The sequence below is a fragment of the Edwardsiella anguillarum ET080813 genome (genome assembly GCF_000264765.2).
GTDB classification, from domain to species: Bacteria; Pseudomonadota; Gammaproteobacteria; order Enterobacterales; family Enterobacteriaceae; genus Edwardsiella; species Edwardsiella anguillarum.
The window spans coordinates 3,625,042-3,645,422 of record NZ_CP006664.1; the positions used below are offsets into that span (position 1 = coordinate 3,625,042).

The window sequence follows — 20,381 nt, forward strand, 5'->3', positions numbered from 1 at the left end:
ATCACTAAAAATAGACCCAGTTCTCATCTTGAAATGTTAATTATTCTAAAGATAACCAAGGTTAGATTAATGAGTTTCAAATACCTTATAAAAAATAGAGAGTTGAAGAAAAGTTGGACAAGTCACAGGTAAGGTTGTGTGCATTTTCATGTGTTAGGTAAATAATGTTTAAGAGTCGTTAAGGATTATTAATCCTATATCCGTATCAACAGAGTGCGTTTTATTTTAGTATTGGTCGGCAGGTTGTTTGCTCTAGGAAGCATTTCCATTAGCGTAAGCCTGGCTAATGTAATTATATTCCTCTGGTTGGTGGATTCTACTATCAGGAGATTAAATACGATGTCTACCGGTGTTTTTGACTCAGCGTTGCTAAAAAACCTATGGTCTACTGAAGAAATGCGTGAAATCTTCTCTGACAATATTCGGATACAGATGTGGCTGGATTACGAGGCCGCGCTGGCTATTGAGCAGGCTGAGCTAGGCATTATTCCCAGCGAAGCCGCTGAGGAGATAGTGGCATGTGCCAACGTAGAATTTTTGGATATGGATTACATTCTGGAACAGGTCAGATTGACCAAACACCCGCTGGTTCCGACTATCCGCGGCCTAGAGCATGCCTGTACTAAGGGATTCGGTGAGTATGTGCATTTCGGTCCGACGACTCAAGATGTGATGGATACCGGGATGATGCTGCAATTTAAAATGGCCCATAACGTCTTTTTACGTGAGCTGAAATCCATTGGCCGTGCATTGCTAACCCTATCGGAAACTCACCGTAATACGCCGATGGCGGGTCGTACTCTGGCCCTGCAGGCCATTCCGATTACCTTTGGCCACAAGAGTGCTATCTGGCTCGCTGAGATTACCCGCCATTACGAGCGTCTGGTGCAGCTGGAGCCACGCTTCTTTGTTGGAAGTGTGGTTGGCGCGGTGGGAACTAAAGCCTCATTTGGAGAGCAGGCCGATGAGTTGGAGCGGCGCGTTCTGTCACGTTTGGGGCTGAATGTGCCGGAGATCTCTTGGCAGCCGGCCCGTGACCGCTTCTGTGAATATGGCATGGTTCTCGGGATGATCGGTGCGACGCTGGGGAAAATTGCTAATGAAATTCTCTTGCTGGCCCATAATGAGCTGGATGAAGTGGCCGAGCCGTTTGCTAAGGGGCAGGTCGGCTCCTCTACAATGCCCCATAAACGTAACCCCGCGACGACCGAGAATGCGGCCTGTGTTAGCAATACACTGAAAGGTAACGTTTCCCTACTTCTCGACCTAATGAAACACCAGCATGAGCGTGATGGCGCCATCTGGAAAATGGAGTGGAAAGTTCTGCCTGAGATTTGCCTGATGTTATCTATCATTTTGGATAACATGAAATTTACCTTGTCAGACCTGGTGGTAAATAAAAATAAGATGCGCAGTAATCTCGATCTCCTCGGTGGCTTTATGCTGGCAGAGAGAGTCATGTTTATTCTCTCCGAGAAGGCAGGCAAGCAGACAGCCCATGAGTTGATCTATGAGGCCGCAATGCAGGGGCTGGAAGAGGGGACTACCTTTGCCCACGCCCTGACCGAAAACCCACGAATCATGGCGATACTCAGTCAGTCTGAGCTGAATGCAGCCTTAGATCCCACCACCTATATTGGTAGCGCGCCAGAGCAGGTGGATCAGGTTATCGCGCAAGTCAACGCGAAGGGATGGCTGAATTAGTCATGGGGGATGGCGGGGGAGGCCACCCGCATTACTCCAGGGGCGTTATCCCTGCATTGAGAATTTCCAGATGACTATCCTGGAAAATATGTCCTGATTTGGAATGAATATGATGACCTTAAGCGAGCAGATCAGCGAATTTATTACTCGATTTGATCTAGATACTATTCCGGAAGCTGTGATTGTACGGGCGCATCTCCATTTGTTGGATACGCTGGGGGTTGCCATCGCCGGAACACGTCAGGCTGCCGCGGTTAACGCCCGCTGTGTACTAAGTACCCTGGCGAAGGCCCCAAGCCACTGCCATGTTTGGGCAAGCTCGATTACGCTCTCACCGGAGTATGCTGTACTGGCTAATGGCATCGCGGCTCATGCGCTGGATTTTGATGATACCCATACCGACTCGATCACCCATGGTAGCGCCATATTGGTCCCACTGGTGATGGCTCTGAGCGAAGATATGAATCTCAGTGGTAAAGAGATGCTGTCAGCCTATATTATCGGTTGGGAAGTGGCGGCTCGCGTTGGCTTGGCCTCACAGGGAAGTTTCCATAAGCGCGGCTTCCATACGACCCCCGTCGCCGGTATTTTCGGTGCCGCCAGCGCGGCCTCCCGCCTGTTAGGACTCTCGGCCCAAGAGTGTGCCCATGCTATCGGCCTGGCCGGTAGCCAAGCCTCCGGTGTGGCGGAATACCTGAGCAACAGCTCTTCCTCCAAGTGTTTTCACGCCGGCTGGGCAGCCCACTCCGCTATCTTGGCCGCGCGCCTTGCCCAGGCGGGCATGACGGGTCCGCTGACCATTTTCGAAGGGCGCTTTGGCCTCTTCATGACCCACGGTCTGCATCATAGCTCCGTGTCGGGCCAGATCGGCAGGGGGTTGGGGCAGCGGTGGGAGCTGTTGAATGTTTCAATTAAGCCTTACCCCTGCTGTCACTTCGCTCATGCCAGCGTCGATTGCGTCCGCATGTTACGCCACGATGGCATTGCTCCCGAAGACATCGTTGAGATCCAGTGTGTCGTGGATCCGGTGGCGGGGGCTCTGATTTGTGAGCCGGCAGAAACTAAAATTACTCCCGGGACCCCTTATGCCGCCAAGTTTAGCCTGCCTTGGTTAGCCGCAACAGGCATGCTCGATGACGGGCTCAGTCTCCGATCGTTCGATGCGACGGAGCTGGATCGCCCAGAGGTTCTCGCGCTGGCCGAAAAGATCTCGTTCCGTTATTGCGAAGAGGGAGAGATCCCATTCCCGGAATATTTCCCGGGGCGCATTATCGTCACGTTAACCGATGGCCGTGAAGTGACTAAGCGCCTCGATATTAACTATGGCCATCCGGAAAACCCTATGCTGCCTGGCGATGTTGAAAGAAAATTCCGTGATAATGTCAATGGAATTCTTAAGCCACGGGCAGCAGATCGGATTATTGATTTAGTTAATTCCCTCGATAATAACCCTATTATCGAGCTCTCCGAGCAGTTAAGCGATATTATTAATTTAAATGATGGGTCACGCTAAGAAGTAAGAAGTAAGAAGTAAGAAGTAAGAAGTAAGGGATTTGGCATCGAAACAACGATGCCAAATGTTATTTTCATTGTATTTCGGCGAGCACTTGATGTAATGCATTAACGGCATCTGCGCCAAGTGGTTGCTGCGGTGAAATAGGATCCCCGACGGCAAACCCCTGAATGTTTAATGCCGCTTTGATACAGGCGGCTAGCGCATACTGGGTAAATACCTCATTAATTCGCCATAGCTGTTTTTGCCGTGCCATTGCCTGTTCGAGCTGATTAGCCTGAAAAAGATTAAAGAGCTCGACACACTGTTTTGGAATCACACAGGCTGGCCCCGCCATCCAGCCCACGCCCCCTAACTGAAACACCACCAGTGGGATATGTGCCGAGGCGCTAAATATACGTAAGCGTGAACCGAAACGATTAATCATCGTTAGAATACGCCCGGTATTCCCTGAGGCATCCTTAATATATTCAATATTATTTACATAACTAAGCTCATCCAGAACCTCCAATGGGATGTCAGCACCGAGCAGACCGGGATTGGTATACAGCGTTATTGAGGTTTCACTAAATTTTTCCGCCACATCGGTAAAAAAGTGCATTTGTCCAGCAGGAGAAACTGGAAACATCCTCTGCATGATCAAGACAATGCCATCAACCCCCAGGCGGCTATAGCGCTCTGTCTGTCTCAGGGCCTCATGGGTGGAGAACCCGGCCACACCCGCAATCACAGGGACTCTTCCCGCCGCCTGATCAAGCACAATGCGCACGATATCCTCCCGCTGCTCAAGGGATAGATAGGCGAACTCACCCGTGCTACCGAGGGGACTGAGCTCCTGGACGCCACAGCGGATCAGATGCTCAACCAACTTGCGCAGGGGGTGCTCCAATACTCTACCTGTATGATTATCGACCGGTGAGACCAGATAGGGAAAAATACCAGAAAACTGAGTCAGCATAATGCCTCCTTGGAAATCACAGCATCGGCATAAGGTCGCTCAGGTGAAAAATTCTCCTGATACAGAGATTCGAATAAAACTTTAGCAGCCTTGGGCGGGTTATTTCTGCGGATATATAAGTTAAATTTAATATTCGGTAGTTTGGGGAGCCCTTCGCTCTCCCCTAAAATACATAAATCATCGCCAAATAACTCAATGGAGCGCGCCATTACCCCAAGTCCGGCCGCAACGGCGGCCCTGGCACCGGATAAGGTTGTCGCGGTATAAGCAATCCGCCAGGGAATACCAGCGCGCTCCAGGTGGTTGATAGCCATGTTACGGTAGGTGCTGGGTTCATCCAGCGAGACCAGCGGCAGTGGCGTGTCGGCGACAAACTTGTAATTGAGGCCACAGAACCATAGAGAAGGTGAAGAACGTAAAATAAACCCTGAGTAATCAGTGCATTCCGCCGTAGAGATTGCCATATCGATCTCATCGTTTTTGAGCATCTCCATCAGGAAAGGACTGCGTTTAACCACGATTTCGATGATCAGTCGCGGATAAGCTTTTGAAAAGCGAGCCAGTAATTCCGGCAGGATTGTGTTGGCCGTATCATCCGGTGAACCGATACGCAGCACGCCATCAACATCGTCGTACATTAATGAAAGGCATGCTTCGTCGTTTAGGTTTAAGATACGGCGGGCATAACCCAGCATTTTCACGCCATGCTCGGTCAATGATTTTCCTCGGCCGCTACGGGCAAAGAGTTCTTTACCGATGAGAGACTCCAGGCGCTGCATTTGTTGACTGATAGCAGACTGCGTACGATGTACTGATTCGGCAGCCGCGGCAAAGCTATTTCCCTCAACTACCGCAATGAAAGTGCGTAACAGATCTAATTCTAAATTGGGTATAGGACGTTGTATTTGTATCATAGTTTGACCTTTCATATCTTCACACTATCCGCGCTAAGCTAAATCAACAATCCGTTTCTTTGCAGGCGTTGAATAAATTTTTTCCGGAGTCAGTCAGTTAACGATGGATGGGGGTGGTGTTAGTTATATGCCGGACGGCATTGTTCAAACTTTTTCTGTGTATCATTTTTGTATCGGTTGCCGTTAATGCTTACAGACGACACCCGTTGAACAGATTATCAGCAATGCCGCTCCTGCTCCAGCATAGATATATTGCCAGCGCCTTGGCGCGTATGTTGTTGTAGCGTGCTGTTATAGACGTGTAGATAAGCATGAATGGGGTGAATACGGGCTGCGCTATTTCGCTTATTTGTCAGATAGGAGGGGACCCATGCTCATAGCGGAGGCCCTCCTCTGTCCGCCCCAGCGTCTGGTCTCCTGCGGGCCGTGCATAAACTCGTGTCCCCCAAACTCATGCTCCGCTGGCGCTAATGGGTGACCCAGCGCGATTGCGCCACCGTTAGCGTTTACCTGCTGCGGATCAACCCTCAGTGTTTTACCGACGGCCAAGAATCGTGCGGAGAAGAGAAGGCTTCATGGGTTTCATGGGCTTCAATCGGATCGATATCGGAAAACGGTGGCCTATTGCGCTGCAGCACCTTTTTCGTGATCGGCACGGGGCCCATTCCCATGAATGCTGGTGTGGTGTCGGCGTTGGCATAGCGTCTAATCCACGCCAGCGGTTTTAATCCTACCGCCAGCGACAGTCTCTTCCATCACCGCTGGCGCCGTCGCGCTATCGTAGATTCGCGGCATTCCCTGTGGTGATGGTGCCTGTTTTATCAAAAGCCGGCGCAGTGCGACGAGCCCTTCTGCGGAAGTGTCTGCCTTGGGGGATTCGTCACGCGCGACAATACTGGTTTTTTCGAGCGGTGACGCTGAGCGGTATAATCCCAGCCTGGAATACGCCGGAGTGGAGGTGACCCAATGGTGCCTGAGGGGCGACGGATCCAGCGCGCCTGCACCAGCGCATCCAAGATGAACGCTGTTTTCATCGACGATGACATCCTCCCGTCTACAGAGCCCTGACAACCTCTTTTAAAATATAACGCCAGAAATATCTAGTCCCATATCTCTATTGGCTCCTCCACCGTTTTTTGATTGATGAGCGCAGTAATGTGGGTACCAAGCGATTTTGGGTACAGGGTAGCGCGGGTATTTTGCAGCTCTTTAACGCTCCACCATTTATATCGCTGGTGGTCTTCTGTTTCAAAGGGTTCTCGTCCAGACAGGTTGAGCCGCGGCGAGCTCTTATTTATGTGTGCAATACAAATGGTCTCATGCTGTAGGCGGCGCTCCCCCCGGTAGGAGTAGAGAACATCACGTTTCCAGAGGGGATTGCTCAGATCATCAGAGGTGAGCTTGATTCCTGTTTCTTCGAGGATTTCTCTGATAGCGGTTTCATGGATGCTTTCATTGGGATTCGCGCCGCCACCGGGTACCTCCCATGATTCGATAAAGTCTGGGTTGCTGGCATCCTTGGTGCTGAGCAGCAACACGGATTGATTACTGTCGATAAGGATAACTCTGACGGCATGCCTGGTCACGAAGCGTTCGCCGCGTCGAACGGTGTCTGACATGTTTCCTCTGCTCCTGTATGAGTCCGAGAATTCATATTATCAATTAATCCCGATTCTGAGCACTAGATTGTCGTATTTAGGTGGCTTGTCCCTGGGGAATTTGGACGATTAGGCACCAAGAAAATTTTTACCGTGAGTAGAGATAGCTCTGTAACGCTGACCATGAACCTCATGGGGTAATGGCTAGCCATTTTCCTGAATAGTCGCTCCTGGAAAATGCCGGGTTTTTATATCTGAAGCACTACGTCCCGGGGATAACAAGAGGGCGAATAGCACCATTTTTGCGGGAAGATAGCCTGTTACCCTTTGCGCGCGGTGCCTTTCAGGCCGTCTGCAGGCTGGATATGTGCGGGCGGCACAGGCATATAAAGCGGAATAGTGACGCTGGTGGTTTGCTTTTCATTAGACTGCGTATAATTATGGGTTTGAACGGGATGTTTTGAAGCATAACGACACGGAAAATGTTATACATTCATGTGAAATATATTTGTAATAAATTGATTTTATTATAATAAAAAAAGACCTGGCACGATTCCTGTGTCAGTCATTAAAGCGTCTCCCGCCAATTCTGGCTCCCGATCACCGGTTTTTGGGGAGCTCTATCATCTGCCAGAGTGCCTCCCTCAGATCGAGGTATTTCTCGGTCATATGCCGGTTTTTATGCCCCAGCAGCCGCTGGCAGAATTCCGTTCCATACTGCGCCTGGTACATCCGTGAGGAAAGGCTACGGATCTCATGAAAAGAGGGTGGGGAGATCTCTTGAACCAGTCCGCACTTATCCATAAGCCGGGAGAAACCTTTAGTCAGGGTATCGGGCACCAGAGATCCCCCCGGCTTGCTATTGAGGCGCGGGCGCTGGGAGTTGAGCAGGTAGTCGCTCGGCCCCGGTATCCGGCAGCGCGCCAGTACCTCGCGCAGCCGCAGCGGGTAGTCACCGAGCTGCAGATGGAGATCGAGGGTCATCGCCAGCCTGGCGCCGGTCTTGCGCTGGATCACCCATAGCTTATCCTCCCGGACATCCTGCCAGCGGAGCGCGCAGAGATCTTCCCGCCGCTGCCCGGTGAGCAGCGCCAGTTCAATGCTGCGCGGTAACCATGGCTTATGCGGCTCCAGCTGGAGCGCCTGCGCGTAAACGGCCAGCAGCATCGTCTCCGTCAGACGGCGGCGCTTGACCCGGATCGGCGGCGTACGGGTCTGTGTCACCGGGTTGTAGTCGATGAGGCCCGCGGCGATGGCTTCGCGAAACAGGGCGTTGAGAAAGGAGCGCATCAGACCCGCGGCGGAAAGCTGGCCGATCAGCACATAGTGGTGTAGCAGCGAGGCGATGTCGCGGGTGGTGATCTGAGCGATACTCTTCTGTCCAATCACCGTTTGTACGGCCTTGATCTGTGAGCGCCTGGCGCGCAGGGTATTGGCGGCTACGCCACGGTAGCCGAGGATCCGCAGATACTCCTCCATCCATTGGCTGACGCTGGGGCACGCTTCCTCTATCGGTCGCTGGATGGCGATATACTGGTTGGCCTCTTGCGCCTGGCGAACGGCCTCGCTTTTTGGGATATGGCCCAGGGGCATCTCCTGCCCACTGAGGGGATTGCGCCAGATGAAAAACCCGCCCTTACAGTACAGGTTGTCCGGTAATTTTGGCGTAACGCTGTCATCGTTATTTTGGGCCATTTTTTAGCCTCTCCAGCAAGGTGGGGGTAGACGCCGCCGTGCCGTCGGGAACGGTGGGCTGCTGCCAGGGTGGCAGGTAGCGGGCATCGCTCTGGATACGGTAGGTGCCGCCGTAGCGGTAGGGTTGCGGATAAATATAGCCGCGCCGGATCCAGCGCCGGACGGTGTCCACACCGGGTGGCTTATCGAGATAGACCTGCCGGGCCCACGCCGGGATAGTGAGGTAGGTTGTCATGGCGGGCTCCGAGAGTCTGGGGGATGCGTTTTAATAAGAGAGAGTCAGCCGCGTGTCTAGGGCAGAGGAAGGGGCTTAGCAAACAGCGCGGGGACGCTTTAACCAACGGTCGCCGACCAGGTGATAGCGGCGGCAAAACGCCCGGTCGAGTTTCCCTTCGGCGGGCAGTTTGATACCGATCGGCAGCGGCGTTCGGCGTGGGGTGAAGTAATCATCCAGATGCAGAGCGCTGGCCGTTAGCGCGCGGTAGAGTTGAGAATAGGCGACGCGTACACTGTCGGCCTGGCAGCAAAATAGCATGTCCTGCTGACCGGACTGTTTTTTGGCTTTAATAAAGAAGACGAAGTATTCAGGCATGGCGAGGCTCTCCGAGTGGGGATAAAAGCGGCGCTTGATCACAAGGTGGCCGAGGGATGTGCGCCCGGTCGCGTTATTGCGCTGAATAGCGGTGCTATCGAGCCTGTACATAATTTTGTGTAATTACCTGATTTTGATATGTTCAATCCAACATCAAAAGCAGGTTAATTTATGGACGAAAAACAGTTGCAGGCCCTGGCTAACGAACTGGCCAAAAATCTCAAAACTCCTGACGATCTCAGCCAGTTCGATCGCCTGTTGAAAAAAATCGGCGTTGAGGCTGCTCTCAACGCTGAAATGTCCCACCATTTGGGCTACGATAAAAATCAGCCCAAATCGGGAGCTAACTCCCGTAACGGCTATATTATCGAGTTCGGTGACCGCCGGGACGGTCACTTCTGAGAAAGGGCATTTACACAGAATCGTGTACAGGGTCCATGTAAACCGTCAGCCCGCACCCCGTAGGGAGTCGGACTGACAAAAGCGTAATGATCTGAGGATAAGTGATTTAACATCAGAAATGAAACAATAAAAAATATACTTACATTGCGACACCAATCAAGTAACGATGACGTTAAGTGATTATTGCTATCCTAAAACATCATTCTCGACTGAGTATGCGAACTGAACTAGCCTTATTATCAAAGGCGCTCGCTTCTGTATCACCCTCAACGCGAGTATAGTAATTTCCGCTAAAATTCTTATCTTCGAAGAAACGTACCGTCCATCCATGAGGGATGGCGAAAGATGATATGCGTTTGGAGAAATTATATTGACTAAGATCAGAGATATCTTGAAGGATGTTCAAGGATTCACCTTTTTGATGTGGGTCAGCATACACCTCTAGATGATCGTTCTTAAGGATACAATGAGGCGAAAACGTGGTTCCCCAAGCATCATAATTTACGATTTCAGTATATTCTCCTATAGCTACACTTGGGCATGTCTTATGTGCCCCTGCCACAATATTAAGCTGGGGAGTAAATATATCCCTCGGTTTTGCATCATCGCAGACTTTACTACCAACGCCATATGGGCCAACATAATGACCGCTTCCTTTTATGTCAATATTAGCAAGAAAAGCCGTTCCTGAAACTAAGTTAAGGCATACCCGTGGTTTTTGTCTTCCATTAATTATTTTCTCCAATCCACTTACGGCATCCTCATCAATATCTCTCGAATTATAAAACCAACTTCTATCATTTATCTTTATAAATGCCGTATAAGATGATGTCCCATCACATCTCAAATCACCCAATCCACGATCGCGTACAGACGTAAGGCCGCTCAGTAATTTTTCAACAAAAAAATCGCGCTGTTCCATATATCCGTCTAGCATTGCATTCAGTGTATTAGAATGTAGAGTGTTTCCAGCAATAACAAGATTATCTCTAATGATACTCCCTTTGACGGAAGGAACCTCATCACCAGTAAACACATACCCCTCAACTGGACCTGATGATGGATTGCTTAATATTAAAAATTGTCTTGAATCTCTCCCTTCAGTTCCATCCTGGTCATGGTCATATAGCCATTCAAGAATCTGATTCCCTCTAACGTTTCTAAGAATCATATCTTTTCCATTGCTTAAATTTATATTATTAAAGTTCACCGTTGCTTGTGTTGTTATTGTTCCAATAGGTGTAAGGGCATTCACTTTATCTGTTATGTCTATGTTAGGTGGTAGGTAAACACAGCTGGCGAATGCTACACCATAAATTCCACTGCTTTCATCGTAGGCAACAAGAGAGAACGTTGCATTTGCGTTGAATGAGGTAATTAATACAGAAAATATAAATATATTTAATTCTTTCATATTCCACACCTCTCTCATCTGTATTGAAACATATAAGCGCGCCGCGAATCCAATATTTGTTATATTCATTGATTTAATGCAATTAAAACAACATTAGAAAATAAATAAATTGAAATGGCGTCATTGCGCTCTCTTGTTGCGTGTTGCAATAGTGAGGCTGCTGTGATACTAAGCGTATCGATACATCGCATCATTACACAAAAGTGTTACTCATTACAATTACAATTTATGGCAAAATAATATGATTGCTATGGCGTATAAAGAAAACCATTAATATAATCTCCATACATATTTATGTGGCTCGATTAAATAAATGAATATAACGACGGCGTTGTTGTTAAAAAATTTAAAGAAAAATTCACTCCGTTGGCCTTTTGCTATTCACACAGAGCAGGTATACCCCCTATAAGTGAGCCGCCGGGCATGGCTTTTGTCCTTTGTTTTATACAGTTTTTTACATGAGCTGTTCCAACATACAGTGATGTTTTTCTTCGGAGAATGTGGTCCGTCCCTCACTCTTAGCGACCATCTAAGCAGATGGTTACCGATGTCACCCGTGGTAAACGGCTTACCACGGGTAGACTCGGCGCTCACCTGCTATCCCCCCGATACGCGCCGATACTACCCACCCAATAGAACCCTAACCTTCACCCCGGTAACCCCCTGACCAGCTGCGCCAGGATCTCCCGTTTGCCCGGCAGGCGGTTGCTTTGGTGGACCTGTTGCCAGGCGCGGCGCTGGGTTTGGGTTTTATGCTGCAGCAGTAGCTCCACTTTTTTAGGCGGAATGCCGAGCAGGGCGGCGATTTCGTGGGCAGCGGTGTGGCGCAGGTGCAGCTGGTAAACCGCCGTGATGATGGTGCTGGAGTAGCTGCGGCGCAGGCCGATGTTGAGGCGCGTTGGCGCCCGGCGCCGCTGTGTGGGTTCGCTCGGCACGGGACGAGGGCAGGGTGTCCATGCTGCGCCGCTGCGGATGGTCGCGCGCTGGCGCATATGCCAGATAAGCTGGGCCGTGTGGTCGCAGCGATCGTCCGGGGTGTGCGACGTGGGGTAGATTAAGGGATCGTACAGATCGTCGTCGTACTCTTCTTCTGGCGTGATATCTCTGGGTTTCATCCTGGGCTCCTTGCCGGTGGAAGGGGGCGTTACAGCAGGTGGATCAGCAGCAGGGCCAGCCCGGCGACGATCAGGCAGACCAGAAATAGGGGCCAGCCGTGGGGATCGCCCGGTGGGTGGCGCAGCGCTTTGCCGCTGAGCTTGTAGCCATACAGGCCATTGATGGGGGGCGTTTTCATTATCGACTCCGGTTAATGTGAAAGGGGGAGCCCCGGTGGTGGCCGGGGCGGGCACGGTCGCGTTCAGTCGCCGCGGTAAATTGCGCCGCCGGGGCCGCGTCGGTAGACGGGCGCGGTGTCCTGGGGGGATAACGGCGCAGGCTGGGGCGCGGCCGTGGAATGTGGGGATCGCGGCCTGGGCGGGCAGAACGCCGCCGCCCGGTCGCGCAGGCGGTCGGCTGACCATTGGCGCCATGACTTACCATCAAACTGCGGGTTGGGCTGTCCGGCTCGCAGCAGAGGGAGCAGGGTGATGACGTCGGCGACGATGCGCTGGATCTGCCGTTGGCGCGCGCTGTCCGCGGGGGATTTTCGGTGATTTTCCATAGTGCATTTGCTCCTGAATCAGGCGTATTCGGCGCGCAGATCGTCGAGTGCCAGGGTGAAGCGCTGCTGTTCGCCGGGCGGCAGGATCGCCAGACGGTTGTTGACCAGATTTTCCAGCTGCTGAAAGGCGGCGCGATCGGCGGGAGACAGCGCATCGAACGCGGCTTCGATCTCCTGCACCGCCTTATAGCCGCTGCGCTTTTTCTGGCTTTTCCCGCGCAGTTCGAACAGCAGCTGGCTGCCCAGCGTGGATTTATGTTGGGCGATGCGCTGTTCAACCTGACGGATTGCCTCCAGTGTCGAGGCCTCTTCCAAGGCTTGACGCAAGCTTTCGCCCAGCGTGGCGTCGTGGCTGTCCGCTGGCACCTCCGGTTGCGCGTCGTTTGCTGAGCTGGCGCTGTCTACCAGATCGCTGATGGAGACGCTGGGGGTGATGTCTTTTTCTTCCCGCGCGATGGGATTTTCCAGTTCGTCGGTGGAGTAGACGCCCAGCAATACGTCCGGGGTGTAGAGACGCGCCCAGCGTTTGGCGGCCAGGTAGGCCAGCTGCTGCTTGGGATCGCTGGCCCACAGGGTGGAGTTGCGTACCTGGGCCTGGGAGAGCATCAGCACCAGTTCGCGCGGCGCGGTTTCGCCGCGCAGGGTGGCCCAGACCTTAATCCCACAGCCTTTTTCATCGGCCAGCGTCCAGCCCGGCGCGATGTAGCTGTGCCCCTTGGCGGAGGTTTTCTCGGTAAATTTTCCGATCACGTTTTCCCAGGGGCCGAACCAGTCGTAGTGCAGGCGATCTTTGGTGGGCGACATGGTGGTGATGATGGCGTTGACCAGCTGCGCCTCATACCCCAGGGTGCCGCTGACGATGTGGGTTTTCTGCGCGACGGCGAAGGGGTCCATACCCCAGCGGGCGGCCTGCATGGTGACGGCCATGCAGGCGTCGGGACTCTTCTGGAAGTGGGCGGGCACCATGGCGCCGCTGCCGGCCATAACGCGGGAGAGGGTCATCAGGCGGTCAAACAGTTCGCCATTGGTCAGGATGGTGACGTTATCGATCAGCGCGTTGTGGCTGTTGTCGGTGGTTTCCGTTTTCATATGGGCTCCTTAGGCGGCCAGGTTTTCCAGGCGGCGCTGTTCGTAGTCGGTCAGTTCGTCGGTGATGACATCGACGATCGGGCCGGGCCAGTAGTTGCTGTCCATCGCCTGGCGGATGGCGGCCAGTTGGCGTTGGTATTCCAGCCGTCCCAGTGCCAGTTCATCTGGGGAGGCCTCGACCAAGGCCACCCAGTGGTAGCCCGGATCCTTGTTGACGAAAATCCAGAAAAACTGGTCGAGCATGGCGAGGTCGCAGTACATGCCGGCGCTGAGGTGGTAGTCCCGCTCGATGATTTCGCGGTGCAGGCGGGCGCGCAGGTTGTCCTGCTTGACGTAGCCGAGGCTGACGGACTTGAGATCCAGGCCGATGCGGGCATGGCCGGTGTCGATTTCCACATCGGGACGCACGCGGATCTCCAGCCCGGTGTTGTCATCCAGCCCGAAGTAGCTGACCTCTGTTTCGCGCTGCGGGTGGCGCAGCAGGGGGCCGGCCAACGTATCGGCAAAGAGGGCATCGCAGATGGCGCGGCACAGGGTGTACTGCGCCTGACTGACCGGGATTTTCCCTGCGGCCTGGCGCTGCCAGTCGGCCAGGATCTCGTCGGCAAAACGAGCGCCCGGCTGGATCTGGCGCAGGCTGGCCATTAGCTCCTCTTTTTTTCCGCTGGTGTTCAGCGGCTGGGGGTTCTGGCGCTCTGCCTCGACCGCGGCGGGGTCGATTTGCGCCAGCTGCTCCAGCAGCGCGTCGCGGCTGCCGCCGGTTTTTAGCGGGGCGGGCAGGCTGGCGTTGTAGGCCTTGAGGCACTTCTTGATGGCGGCGGCGCTGGCGCCCTCCGGTTGATCCAAGGCCTGAAACGCGGCGGGCAGCGCCGCATACAGCTGGGCGAGTTCGTCGGCACTGCCGCTGAGGGGCAGCGGCGCGGGCAGCCTGGCATTGTGCACCAGCAGACGCGCCTTGAGCTGCTCGGTAGAGAGCGGGGCGGGCAAGGTGGCGTTATGGGCCTCGATGGCTTTTTTCATCGACTCGCTGCTGGTGAATACGTTGGGCGGGAGCTGCGGCTCCAGGGCGTATTCGGTGGCAAACTTTTCCGGCTCCAGTGCCAGGGTGTGGATCAGCGAGCCGAGCAGCAGCGCCGGTGATTCCTGGCGCGGGATGGTTTTGGCGATGTGGCGGCCATGAAAATACATCAGGCTGATGCGGGCATCTTTGAGCATGGTACTGCTGATGCCGTTGGCGGCGTGGTAGTCCGCCGAGGAGAGTCCCGGATAGCGCCCCGGCTCAACGCGGGGTGGCGGCGCCGGCGGCGTTACCCCAGACTCGTCCTGCTCCTGCTCCTGCTCCTGCTCCTGCTCCTGCTCCTGCTCCTGCTCCTGCTCCTGCGCGGTCGTGGGCGCCGCATCGTTTGGGGCGGGCTCTGCGAGCAGCGTCGCCAGCGGTGAGGCGGCGAACAGGGCCGTCATGTCGCCGGGGGCCGGATTAAGGGGCGCGGCGGCGCCAGGCCGATCTTCTTGCGGGGGCGGCGCCCGGCGGGGCACCGGCTGAATGACGCCCAGATTTTCGCAGATAAAGCGCCGGGTGGCGCCCTCGTCCCAGGCGATGGACTCCGGTGCCGCCTGGATCAGCGCAAAGATTTGGTCGGGGTGGATTTCCAAGATCCCCGGGGTGTTGGCGAGTAGCTTGTACCAGATGGTCAGCGCCTTATCTCTATGCGCCATCAGCTCCTGGGCGCGGGCGACGATCGCCGGATCGGGGGTCAGCAGGTCGTAACCGTTGGCCGGCTGCAGGGCGCAGGAGATGGTGTGGCGCAGGAACTCCGTATCAAAGGGGCGCCCCGGCGCCAGCATGACGGGGGTTCCCCGCGTTGCGCCGCTGGCGGTGGTGAGCGCCCCGGCCGTCATATGCTGGCGAATAAAGGTCACCAGCTCTGGCCACTTGGGGATATTGTGGTTGTAGCGTTGCTGGATTTGCATGATCAGCGCATCCAGCCCGGCGGCATCCTGCTGCGCCAGTTCGCGGCATTTTCCGATGGCGACCGCCAGGTGGTAGTTGCCGGCGTAGATCTCGCCTTCGGCATTGAGAATTTCGAGGGCGGTGGGCAGATCGTCAAGGTAATAGTCGCGTGGGCCGTAGAGCTGTACCAGCGCCGCGCGCTGTTCGAGCGGCAGCTGCTGGAAGCTGAGCGGGGTATCGTCGGGCTCTGCAGGTGTCGATGGCGGCTGCGGTTCGCCTGACGGCGGCGCTGCCTTTGCGGGGGGCAGCGGCTCCTGACGGCGTACCCAGTCGTTGTCCACCATCTGATAATGGCGGCAGAAGTCGCTGCTGAGTACGTCTTCCGGTGGTAAATCATCGACCACCGGTAGATGGGTGCGCTGGGGGTTAAAGTAGTCGGCCTCATCCAGCCCGGCGGCGTCCAGCGCGATACTGAGTTTTGAGCGGGCGATGCGTTCATTGTTGGCCGAGCACCAAAACATCATGTCCGGTTTGCCGGATTTTTTCTTGGCCTTGGTGAGAAATGCGAAGGTTTCAGGCATGGCGATGTTCTCCTGGCGAAAAGCAAAGAGGAAAGGGTGAAGCAAAGGGAAAAACAGCGTGCGGGTGGCCGGACAGCGCTGGGGCTGCCCGGCCTGGGGTAGGGGTTAGTCGTCTGCGTGGCGGAAACGGCGTGCGTCTTCGGCCAGCTCGACCAAATCCCCGTCGCGGTCAAAGAAGGCGACGCGGATATCGTAGAGCTGTGAATAGTAAGGGGTGCCGCACTTTTCCTGCAGGTTGATCACCGGGGTTGCAAACACATGGCTGACGATAGCCTTTTCGCCAATGTGTGGGCGCGTGGTGATATTGCCGATGCCCTCTTTTTTGATCACCACATCGCCGACGGCGAAGGGGCGCTCTGGTTTTTGCAGCAGGATGGCGACGGCGTTTTGCAGTGCTTCAATAGACATGATGGTTCTCCATGGTGTGGTAGAAATAGCCCGATAAGGCGGGGAGGGGGCTGAATGGATAGGCCGGTACGGCGGGGAACATCGGCGCGGTGGTGTAATAACATATCCAGCTGCGGTCTGTGGCTCACCGCCATGACGCCCGTTATGACAGTGCAGACCGCAGGTGGGCATGGTGATTTTTATTTAAAATAATATTATTGCTTATCGTGTGTTAGTTAATAATTGATTGCGTGTCGTAATTATGCTGAAAGTCGGCTTTATGCCAGGAGCGGACATTGGCCGTACATTTTGCTGAATACACAATATTATTTTCTTTTACCAAAAGACAGGCTCACTTTGCGTAAATCTGCTGAAAAATGTATTTGTTGCTGAAAATTGAAAATTACTCCAGTTTAGACACTTAGGGCGGATTATCTTAAATAATAACAGGTCCGCAAAAACTTACAATGCACTTGTATGCTTTTAATCACGGCTTGCAAAGGTTGGCTTTAACCTATTGGTTTATATTGGTAATTTTATTTTCGTTTGTTATCTAGAATAACAGGGGAATCTATGGCAATATAATATACAAATTTTAGCACCCAGAGTTACCTAGGAACTGTAGTCACACTATAGTTAAATTCAATTAATTGGATAAGACGACTAGATATTATGGATTTTCTAAAAAGAGCACTTATCAAGAAAGTAGTTGATGACCTCATTTGTCTGAATGGAACTGAGTTCGAATATTTTTGCAAGCCAATATTTGAAATTATTGTCGGTGAGGAATCCATTCATAAAGGTAGTAATTTATTTGCAAAACCTATTAGTCGAACAGTTGATTTCTCTACGAATAATTTTGAAATTGTTGGTCAGTGTGGGACGGATAATGATTACTTTGATGTTTTTGGGAAAAAATTCAAAGAACTGATAAATTTGAAGTTAGAAAATACAAAGCCGATAAAGGATATTAAGTCAGCTCTGAAAAATAGTAGTCAATGTTCAAAGATTATTTTATTTGCAAATCAGGAAGCCAAAGGCGGAAGGCTTGATAGCGTAAACAAAGTTATTCGTCATATTGGGATTAAACAAGAGGTTGTCATTCTTGATTCAGAATCTATTGCAACAATTGTTGCGGAAAACATTGGCAACCAACGATTTATTTTTTCAATAATTGATTATCTCCCGACGGCAAGTCAAATCTACTCGGCAATTTCTATGCAAAATGATCTTCCTCCTTTACCCCATGACTTTGTCGTCCGGGAAGATGAAAAATCTATTATTGAAGCGATAAATCAGAGTTATGTTTCAGTTGTTCATGGCGTAAGTGGAATTGGTAAAAGCAAGATTGTTCTTGGAATTGCTCACAAATTAAAAGCTGAATTTGACTCAATAATATGGGTAAACTTGGGTGAGCATAAAAACTTTAACTTTAAGTCAGTTAAAGTTGGTGATTTTGACAACAACCTAAATTTAGCTAATCTTTGTTCTACATATAAAACCCTAGTTATTCTAGATAATTTTTTTGGTGACGTTTCTGATATTAAATCTGAGTTTGAATCGTTTGCTAGGGATGAAAGTAGAGTAATAATAACCTCGTTAGAAAAAATAGCCGATAAGGAAATCTGTTTTCATCTATCTGAAATGACTAATAGTGAAGCAAAGGAGGTTATAGAAAAAAGAATAGATATTGATAGTAAATATATTGATGAAATAGTTGAGCATATAGGCGGTCACCCTCTCTGTTTGGAACTTGTATGCCAGATTATAAGAGAAGAAAATTACAATAACCACGAAATACATGATTTCCTCGAAGAAATCGGTCAAATTACAGAAGAAATTGTACAAGGAAAGTCGCAAACCATATCAGACTTGGTTATAGGAAAGTATGCAGGGAAATTTCGAAGAGAGTTTTCTCTCATCTCACTTTTAGGTGCTGAGCAAGTCAGTAACTATATCTTTAATAAAATCCTTGGAGCAAGGGCAATTAGGAATCTTGAAAAGGTTTCTCTGATAGTTCGTTCAGGAGTGAATTATTCAAGTATTCACTCAATCGTTCTCCTTTCCATAAAGAATTTATTCGATAGCGCTACAGAAATCCATGACATTAAAAATGAATTATGCGAAGTCCTCTGGGTGGAAAATGAGTACAAAAAATCCGGGTACTATAGTTTTTGTGTGATGCATAACGACCTTTTGAATAAACTTTATCGTGATAATTTATGTGACAAACATCGAAAATCTTTGTTGTATGCAATAATCCAAACCACAGATAACTTAGTTTTTAAATCTAAATTAATTGCTGAGATTGAAGGGTTTGACTTAAGTAATAATAATTTTGAAGATATTCTTTTACTAATCGAAAATATTGAGTTAAAGCTAATATCAATTGATAGAAAACTTCATGAAGAAAAGTATCAGCTTGAATCAGATGAGATGATTCAAAAGCTTAATAAGATTAACTCAGCACTTGCCGATGGTTCGAATATAAAATTACTTGTTGAGCACCATATCGCAAAGATTTACTTATGGAAAGGGGATGTTGTAACGTCGAGAAATTTGTTCATTGAACTGCTCAACAAGTTTCCAGATAGTGAGCAATGCATGCTGCAACTAGCAAGGATTTATGATAACGAAAAGTCGTATGATGAGGTTGAAAAATACGTAGACAAAGTTTTAGGTAATGTCAGCCCTGAACAATCGTATTCTGTAATACTTTCTTTTTACGATTTAATATCTAACTCGAAATACAAATCATGTCGAGAAAAATACATCCAGAATAGAGTTGAAGACTTTGTTGCAGATATATCTTTCACTTTGCGTTCCTCATTTGACCATCCCTATAGGGTGTTAAGTTCTCTATCTGGCTATCTTGGGTATAATTTACCTGAAGCATTCAAGTCATTGAGTTATAATTTGCCTGCTCCGGATAATGCAAATAAAAACACCAAACTTATGATGGCTTATGCTGATATACAGATGGCGTTGTATCGTTTATATAAATATAGCAATGACGAGAATAAAGAGCAGAAACTGGTAGAAATTTCTAAGCTTGCGGAACAGTATTATATAGACTCTCAGCCTAGTAACGATTACGAAAACCTAAAAGTTGCGAAGTTCTTTATCGAGATAGGTCGATATGGGCAAGCGGGTATTTACCTAGATAAAATTGAAAAAAAGGATCCGTTTTTTTATCAAAATACTGCCAAGCGACTTAGAGGAATGGGGGATGATGAAGGAGCAATTATAGCTATTGATAAATCAATCGAAGGGGCTAAACGTGGTGATTGTGGAGCTTGGTTCTTGCCGAGTTTTTTGAATGACAAAGCAGAAATACTGATAAAAAGCGACATAAATGAGGCTATTAAAGTAATTTTCGAAGCTATAGATAAACAAAATGACCTAAAAACAAAGAAAGCTTGGCAGGCTAAAGCTGATCGATGGGCGGCCAACTGCTAAAAAAACGTTGCATACGGAAAAAATTACTCGCTGCGCTCAAATTTTTCAGATGAGTGCAGCGTTACGTCCGCTCCTCGCTCTTCGCGGACGTTTAGTTAGTAAATTGCACTCGCCATTGTCACGATACCCTATACAGCGCCACCTGTGCCAAACAGCAGTTGTCCCAACTGGGCTGCGGCTGTTGGCGCCCACCGGCGCACAACACGACCACTTCTACCCGATGCGACTCGCGCCTGCTGGCGATTTCTGCCCGGTTTAGGGCAGGGCGGTGCGCTAATTTTAAACCTAGCGCATGATCGATACGCGACTCGATCAGCTCGCGTTGGATGGCCTGAGCTTTGCGGCGTTCGTGGCGGCGCTGGCGTGCATTTTTCTGTGCTGGCCTGACGGAGTTTCCCTTGGTGATCGCGGCCATAATCCCTCCTGGATAGATGACGCTAACAACAGTGGACGACGGTGACTTA

19 protein-coding genes and 1 pseudogene are annotated in these 20,381 nt (G+C 50.9%); 4 read left to right on the forward strand and 16 right to left on the reverse strand.

What is annotated here, in order from left to right; translation table 11 throughout:
- Window positions 1-339 precede the first annotated feature (339 nt).
- Together purB and ETEE_RS16365 are read left to right on the forward strand one after the other, a co-directional pair.
- Window positions 340-1,704 carry an adenylosuccinate lyase gene (purB, locus tag ETEE_RS16360; protein WP_034165070.1) on the forward strand — a complete coding sequence of 455 codons (1,365 nt, stop codon included), beginning with the start codon at window positions 340-342 and terminating at the stop codon, window positions 1,702-1,704.
- A 109-nt stretch (window positions 1,705-1,813) separates the two neighbouring features.
- Window positions 1,814-3,217 (forward strand): MmgE/PrpD family protein, encoded by a 1,404-nt coding sequence (locus ETEE_RS16365; protein WP_225865170.1) that lies wholly within the window; start codon window positions 1,814-1,816, stop codon window positions 3,215-3,217.
- A gap of 73 nt (window positions 3,218-3,290) precedes the next feature.
- Here the strand turns inward: ETEE_RS16365 and ETEE_RS16370 are convergent, their stop codons facing one another.
- The 8 genes from ETEE_RS16370 to ETEE_RS16395 all read right to left on the reverse strand — a co-directional run bounded on the left by ETEE_RS16370 (window position 3,291) and on the right by ETEE_RS16395 (window position 9,085).
- Window positions 3,291-4,172, reverse strand: a complete 882-nt coding sequence (locus tag ETEE_RS16370) for a dihydrodipicolinate synthase family protein (RefSeq protein WP_167549816.1) — start codon at window positions 4,170-4,172, stop codon at window positions 3,291-3,293.
- A complete protein-coding gene (locus tag ETEE_RS16375) occupies window positions 4,169-5,089 on the reverse strand; it encodes a LysR family transcriptional regulator (protein WP_034165098.1) in 921 nt (306 codons plus the stop codon). The genes ETEE_RS16370 and ETEE_RS16375 overlap by 4 nt, the downstream gene beginning before the upstream one ends.
- Before the next feature lie 345 nt (window positions 5,090-5,434).
- Window positions 5,435-5,638, reverse strand: coding sequence for a hypothetical protein (locus ETEE_RS22380; protein ID WP_071844168.1), 204 nt, complete (start codon window positions 5,636-5,638; stop codon window positions 5,435-5,437).
- Complete coding sequence (locus tag ETEE_RS22205) at window positions 5,617-5,835, reverse strand: hypothetical protein (RefSeq protein WP_081854128.1); 219 nt, start codon at window positions 5,833-5,835, stop codon at window positions 5,617-5,619. The genes ETEE_RS22380 and ETEE_RS22205 overlap by 22 nt, the downstream gene beginning before the upstream one ends.
- 354 nt (window positions 5,836-6,189) lie before the next feature.
- The gene (locus tag ETEE_RS16380; RefSeq protein ID WP_045427618.1) at window positions 6,190-6,708 is read right to left on the reverse strand and encodes an NUDIX hydrolase; all 519 of its coding nucleotides are present in this window, start codon (window positions 6,706-6,708) and stop codon (window positions 6,190-6,192) included.
- A 579-nt stretch (window positions 6,709-7,287) separates the two neighbouring features.
- Window positions 7,288-8,382 (reverse strand): tyrosine-type recombinase/integrase, encoded by a 1,095-nt coding sequence (locus ETEE_RS16385; RefSeq protein WP_034165072.1) that lies wholly within the window; start codon window positions 8,380-8,382, stop codon window positions 7,288-7,290.
- The gene (locus tag ETEE_RS16390) at window positions 8,369-8,617 is read right to left on the reverse strand and encodes an excisionase (protein WP_034165073.1); all 249 of its coding nucleotides are present in this window, start codon (window positions 8,615-8,617) and stop codon (window positions 8,369-8,371) included. Before ETEE_RS16390 ends, ETEE_RS16385 begins: the two co-directional genes overlap by 14 nt.
- 75 nt (window positions 8,618-8,692) lie before the next feature.
- Window positions 8,693-9,085, reverse strand: coding sequence for a RecE family exodeoxyribonuclease (locus tag ETEE_RS16395; RefSeq protein ID WP_225865171.1), 393 nt, complete (start codon window positions 9,083-9,085; stop codon window positions 8,693-8,695).
- 60 nt (window positions 9,086-9,145) lie between these two features.
- On the opposite strand from ETEE_RS16395, the pseudogene ETEE_RS16400 reads away from it, so the two are divergent.
- Window positions 9,146-9,337: pseudogene (locus tag ETEE_RS16400) on the forward strand (IS256 family transposase); the annotation flags it as partial.
- A gap of 238 nt (window positions 9,338-9,575) precedes the next feature.
- Here the strand turns inward: ETEE_RS16400 and ETEE_RS20460 are convergent.
- The 7 genes from ETEE_RS20460 to ETEE_RS16430 all read right to left on the reverse strand — a co-directional run bounded on the left by ETEE_RS20460 (window position 9,576) and on the right by ETEE_RS16430 (window position 16,479).
- Window positions 9,576-10,790 carry a DUF1028 domain-containing protein gene (locus tag ETEE_RS20460; RefSeq protein WP_071881954.1) on the reverse strand — a complete coding sequence of 405 codons (1,215 nt, stop codon included), beginning with the start codon at window positions 10,788-10,790 and terminating at the stop codon, window positions 9,576-9,578.
- A gap of 647 nt (window positions 10,791-11,437) precedes the next feature.
- Window positions 11,438-11,905: a hypothetical protein gene (locus ETEE_RS16405; protein WP_034165075.1), complete on the reverse strand. Its 468-nt coding sequence runs from the start codon at window positions 11,903-11,905 to the stop codon at window positions 11,438-11,440.
- A 29-nt stretch (window positions 11,906-11,934) separates the two neighbouring features.
- Window positions 11,935-12,084 carry a hypothetical protein gene (locus tag ETEE_RS16410; RefSeq protein ID WP_034165076.1) on the reverse strand — a complete coding sequence of 50 codons (150 nt, stop codon included), beginning with the start codon at window positions 12,082-12,084 and terminating at the stop codon, window positions 11,935-11,937.
- 63 nt (window positions 12,085-12,147) lie between these two features.
- Window positions 12,148-12,450 carry a hypothetical protein gene (locus tag ETEE_RS16415; RefSeq protein WP_034165077.1) on the reverse strand — a complete coding sequence of 101 codons (303 nt, stop codon included), beginning with the start codon at window positions 12,448-12,450 and terminating at the stop codon, window positions 12,148-12,150.
- Between the two features lie 18 nt (window positions 12,451-12,468).
- Window positions 12,469-13,539: a RecT family recombinase gene (locus tag ETEE_RS16420; protein ID WP_034165078.1), complete on the reverse strand. Its 1,071-nt coding sequence runs from the start codon at window positions 13,537-13,539 to the stop codon at window positions 12,469-12,471.
- Between the two features lie 9 nt (window positions 13,540-13,548).
- Complete coding sequence (locus ETEE_RS16425) at window positions 13,549-16,071, reverse strand: RecE family exodeoxyribonuclease (RefSeq protein WP_034165079.1); 2,523 nt, start codon at window positions 16,069-16,071, stop codon at window positions 13,549-13,551.
- A 105-nt stretch (window positions 16,072-16,176) separates the two neighbouring features.
- A complete protein-coding gene (locus tag ETEE_RS16430; RefSeq protein ID WP_034165080.1) occupies window positions 16,177-16,479 on the reverse strand; it encodes a hypothetical protein in 303 nt (100 codons plus the stop codon).
- Window positions 16,480-17,130: 651 nt separating this feature from the next.
- Here ETEE_RS16430 and ETEE_RS16435 point away from each other — a divergent pair.
- Window positions 17,131-19,917 carry a tetratricopeptide repeat protein gene (locus ETEE_RS16435; RefSeq protein WP_034165081.1) on the forward strand — a complete coding sequence of 929 codons (2,787 nt, stop codon included), beginning with the start codon at window positions 17,131-17,133 and terminating at the stop codon, window positions 19,915-19,917.
- A 118-nt stretch (window positions 19,918-20,035) separates the two neighbouring features.
- Here the strand turns inward: ETEE_RS16435 and ETEE_RS16440 are convergent, their stop codons facing one another.
- Window positions 20,036-20,332, reverse strand: coding sequence for a transcriptional antitermination N peptide (locus tag ETEE_RS16440; protein WP_034165082.1), 297 nt, complete (start codon window positions 20,330-20,332; stop codon window positions 20,036-20,038).
- Window positions 20,333-20,381: the final 49 nt, after the last annotated feature.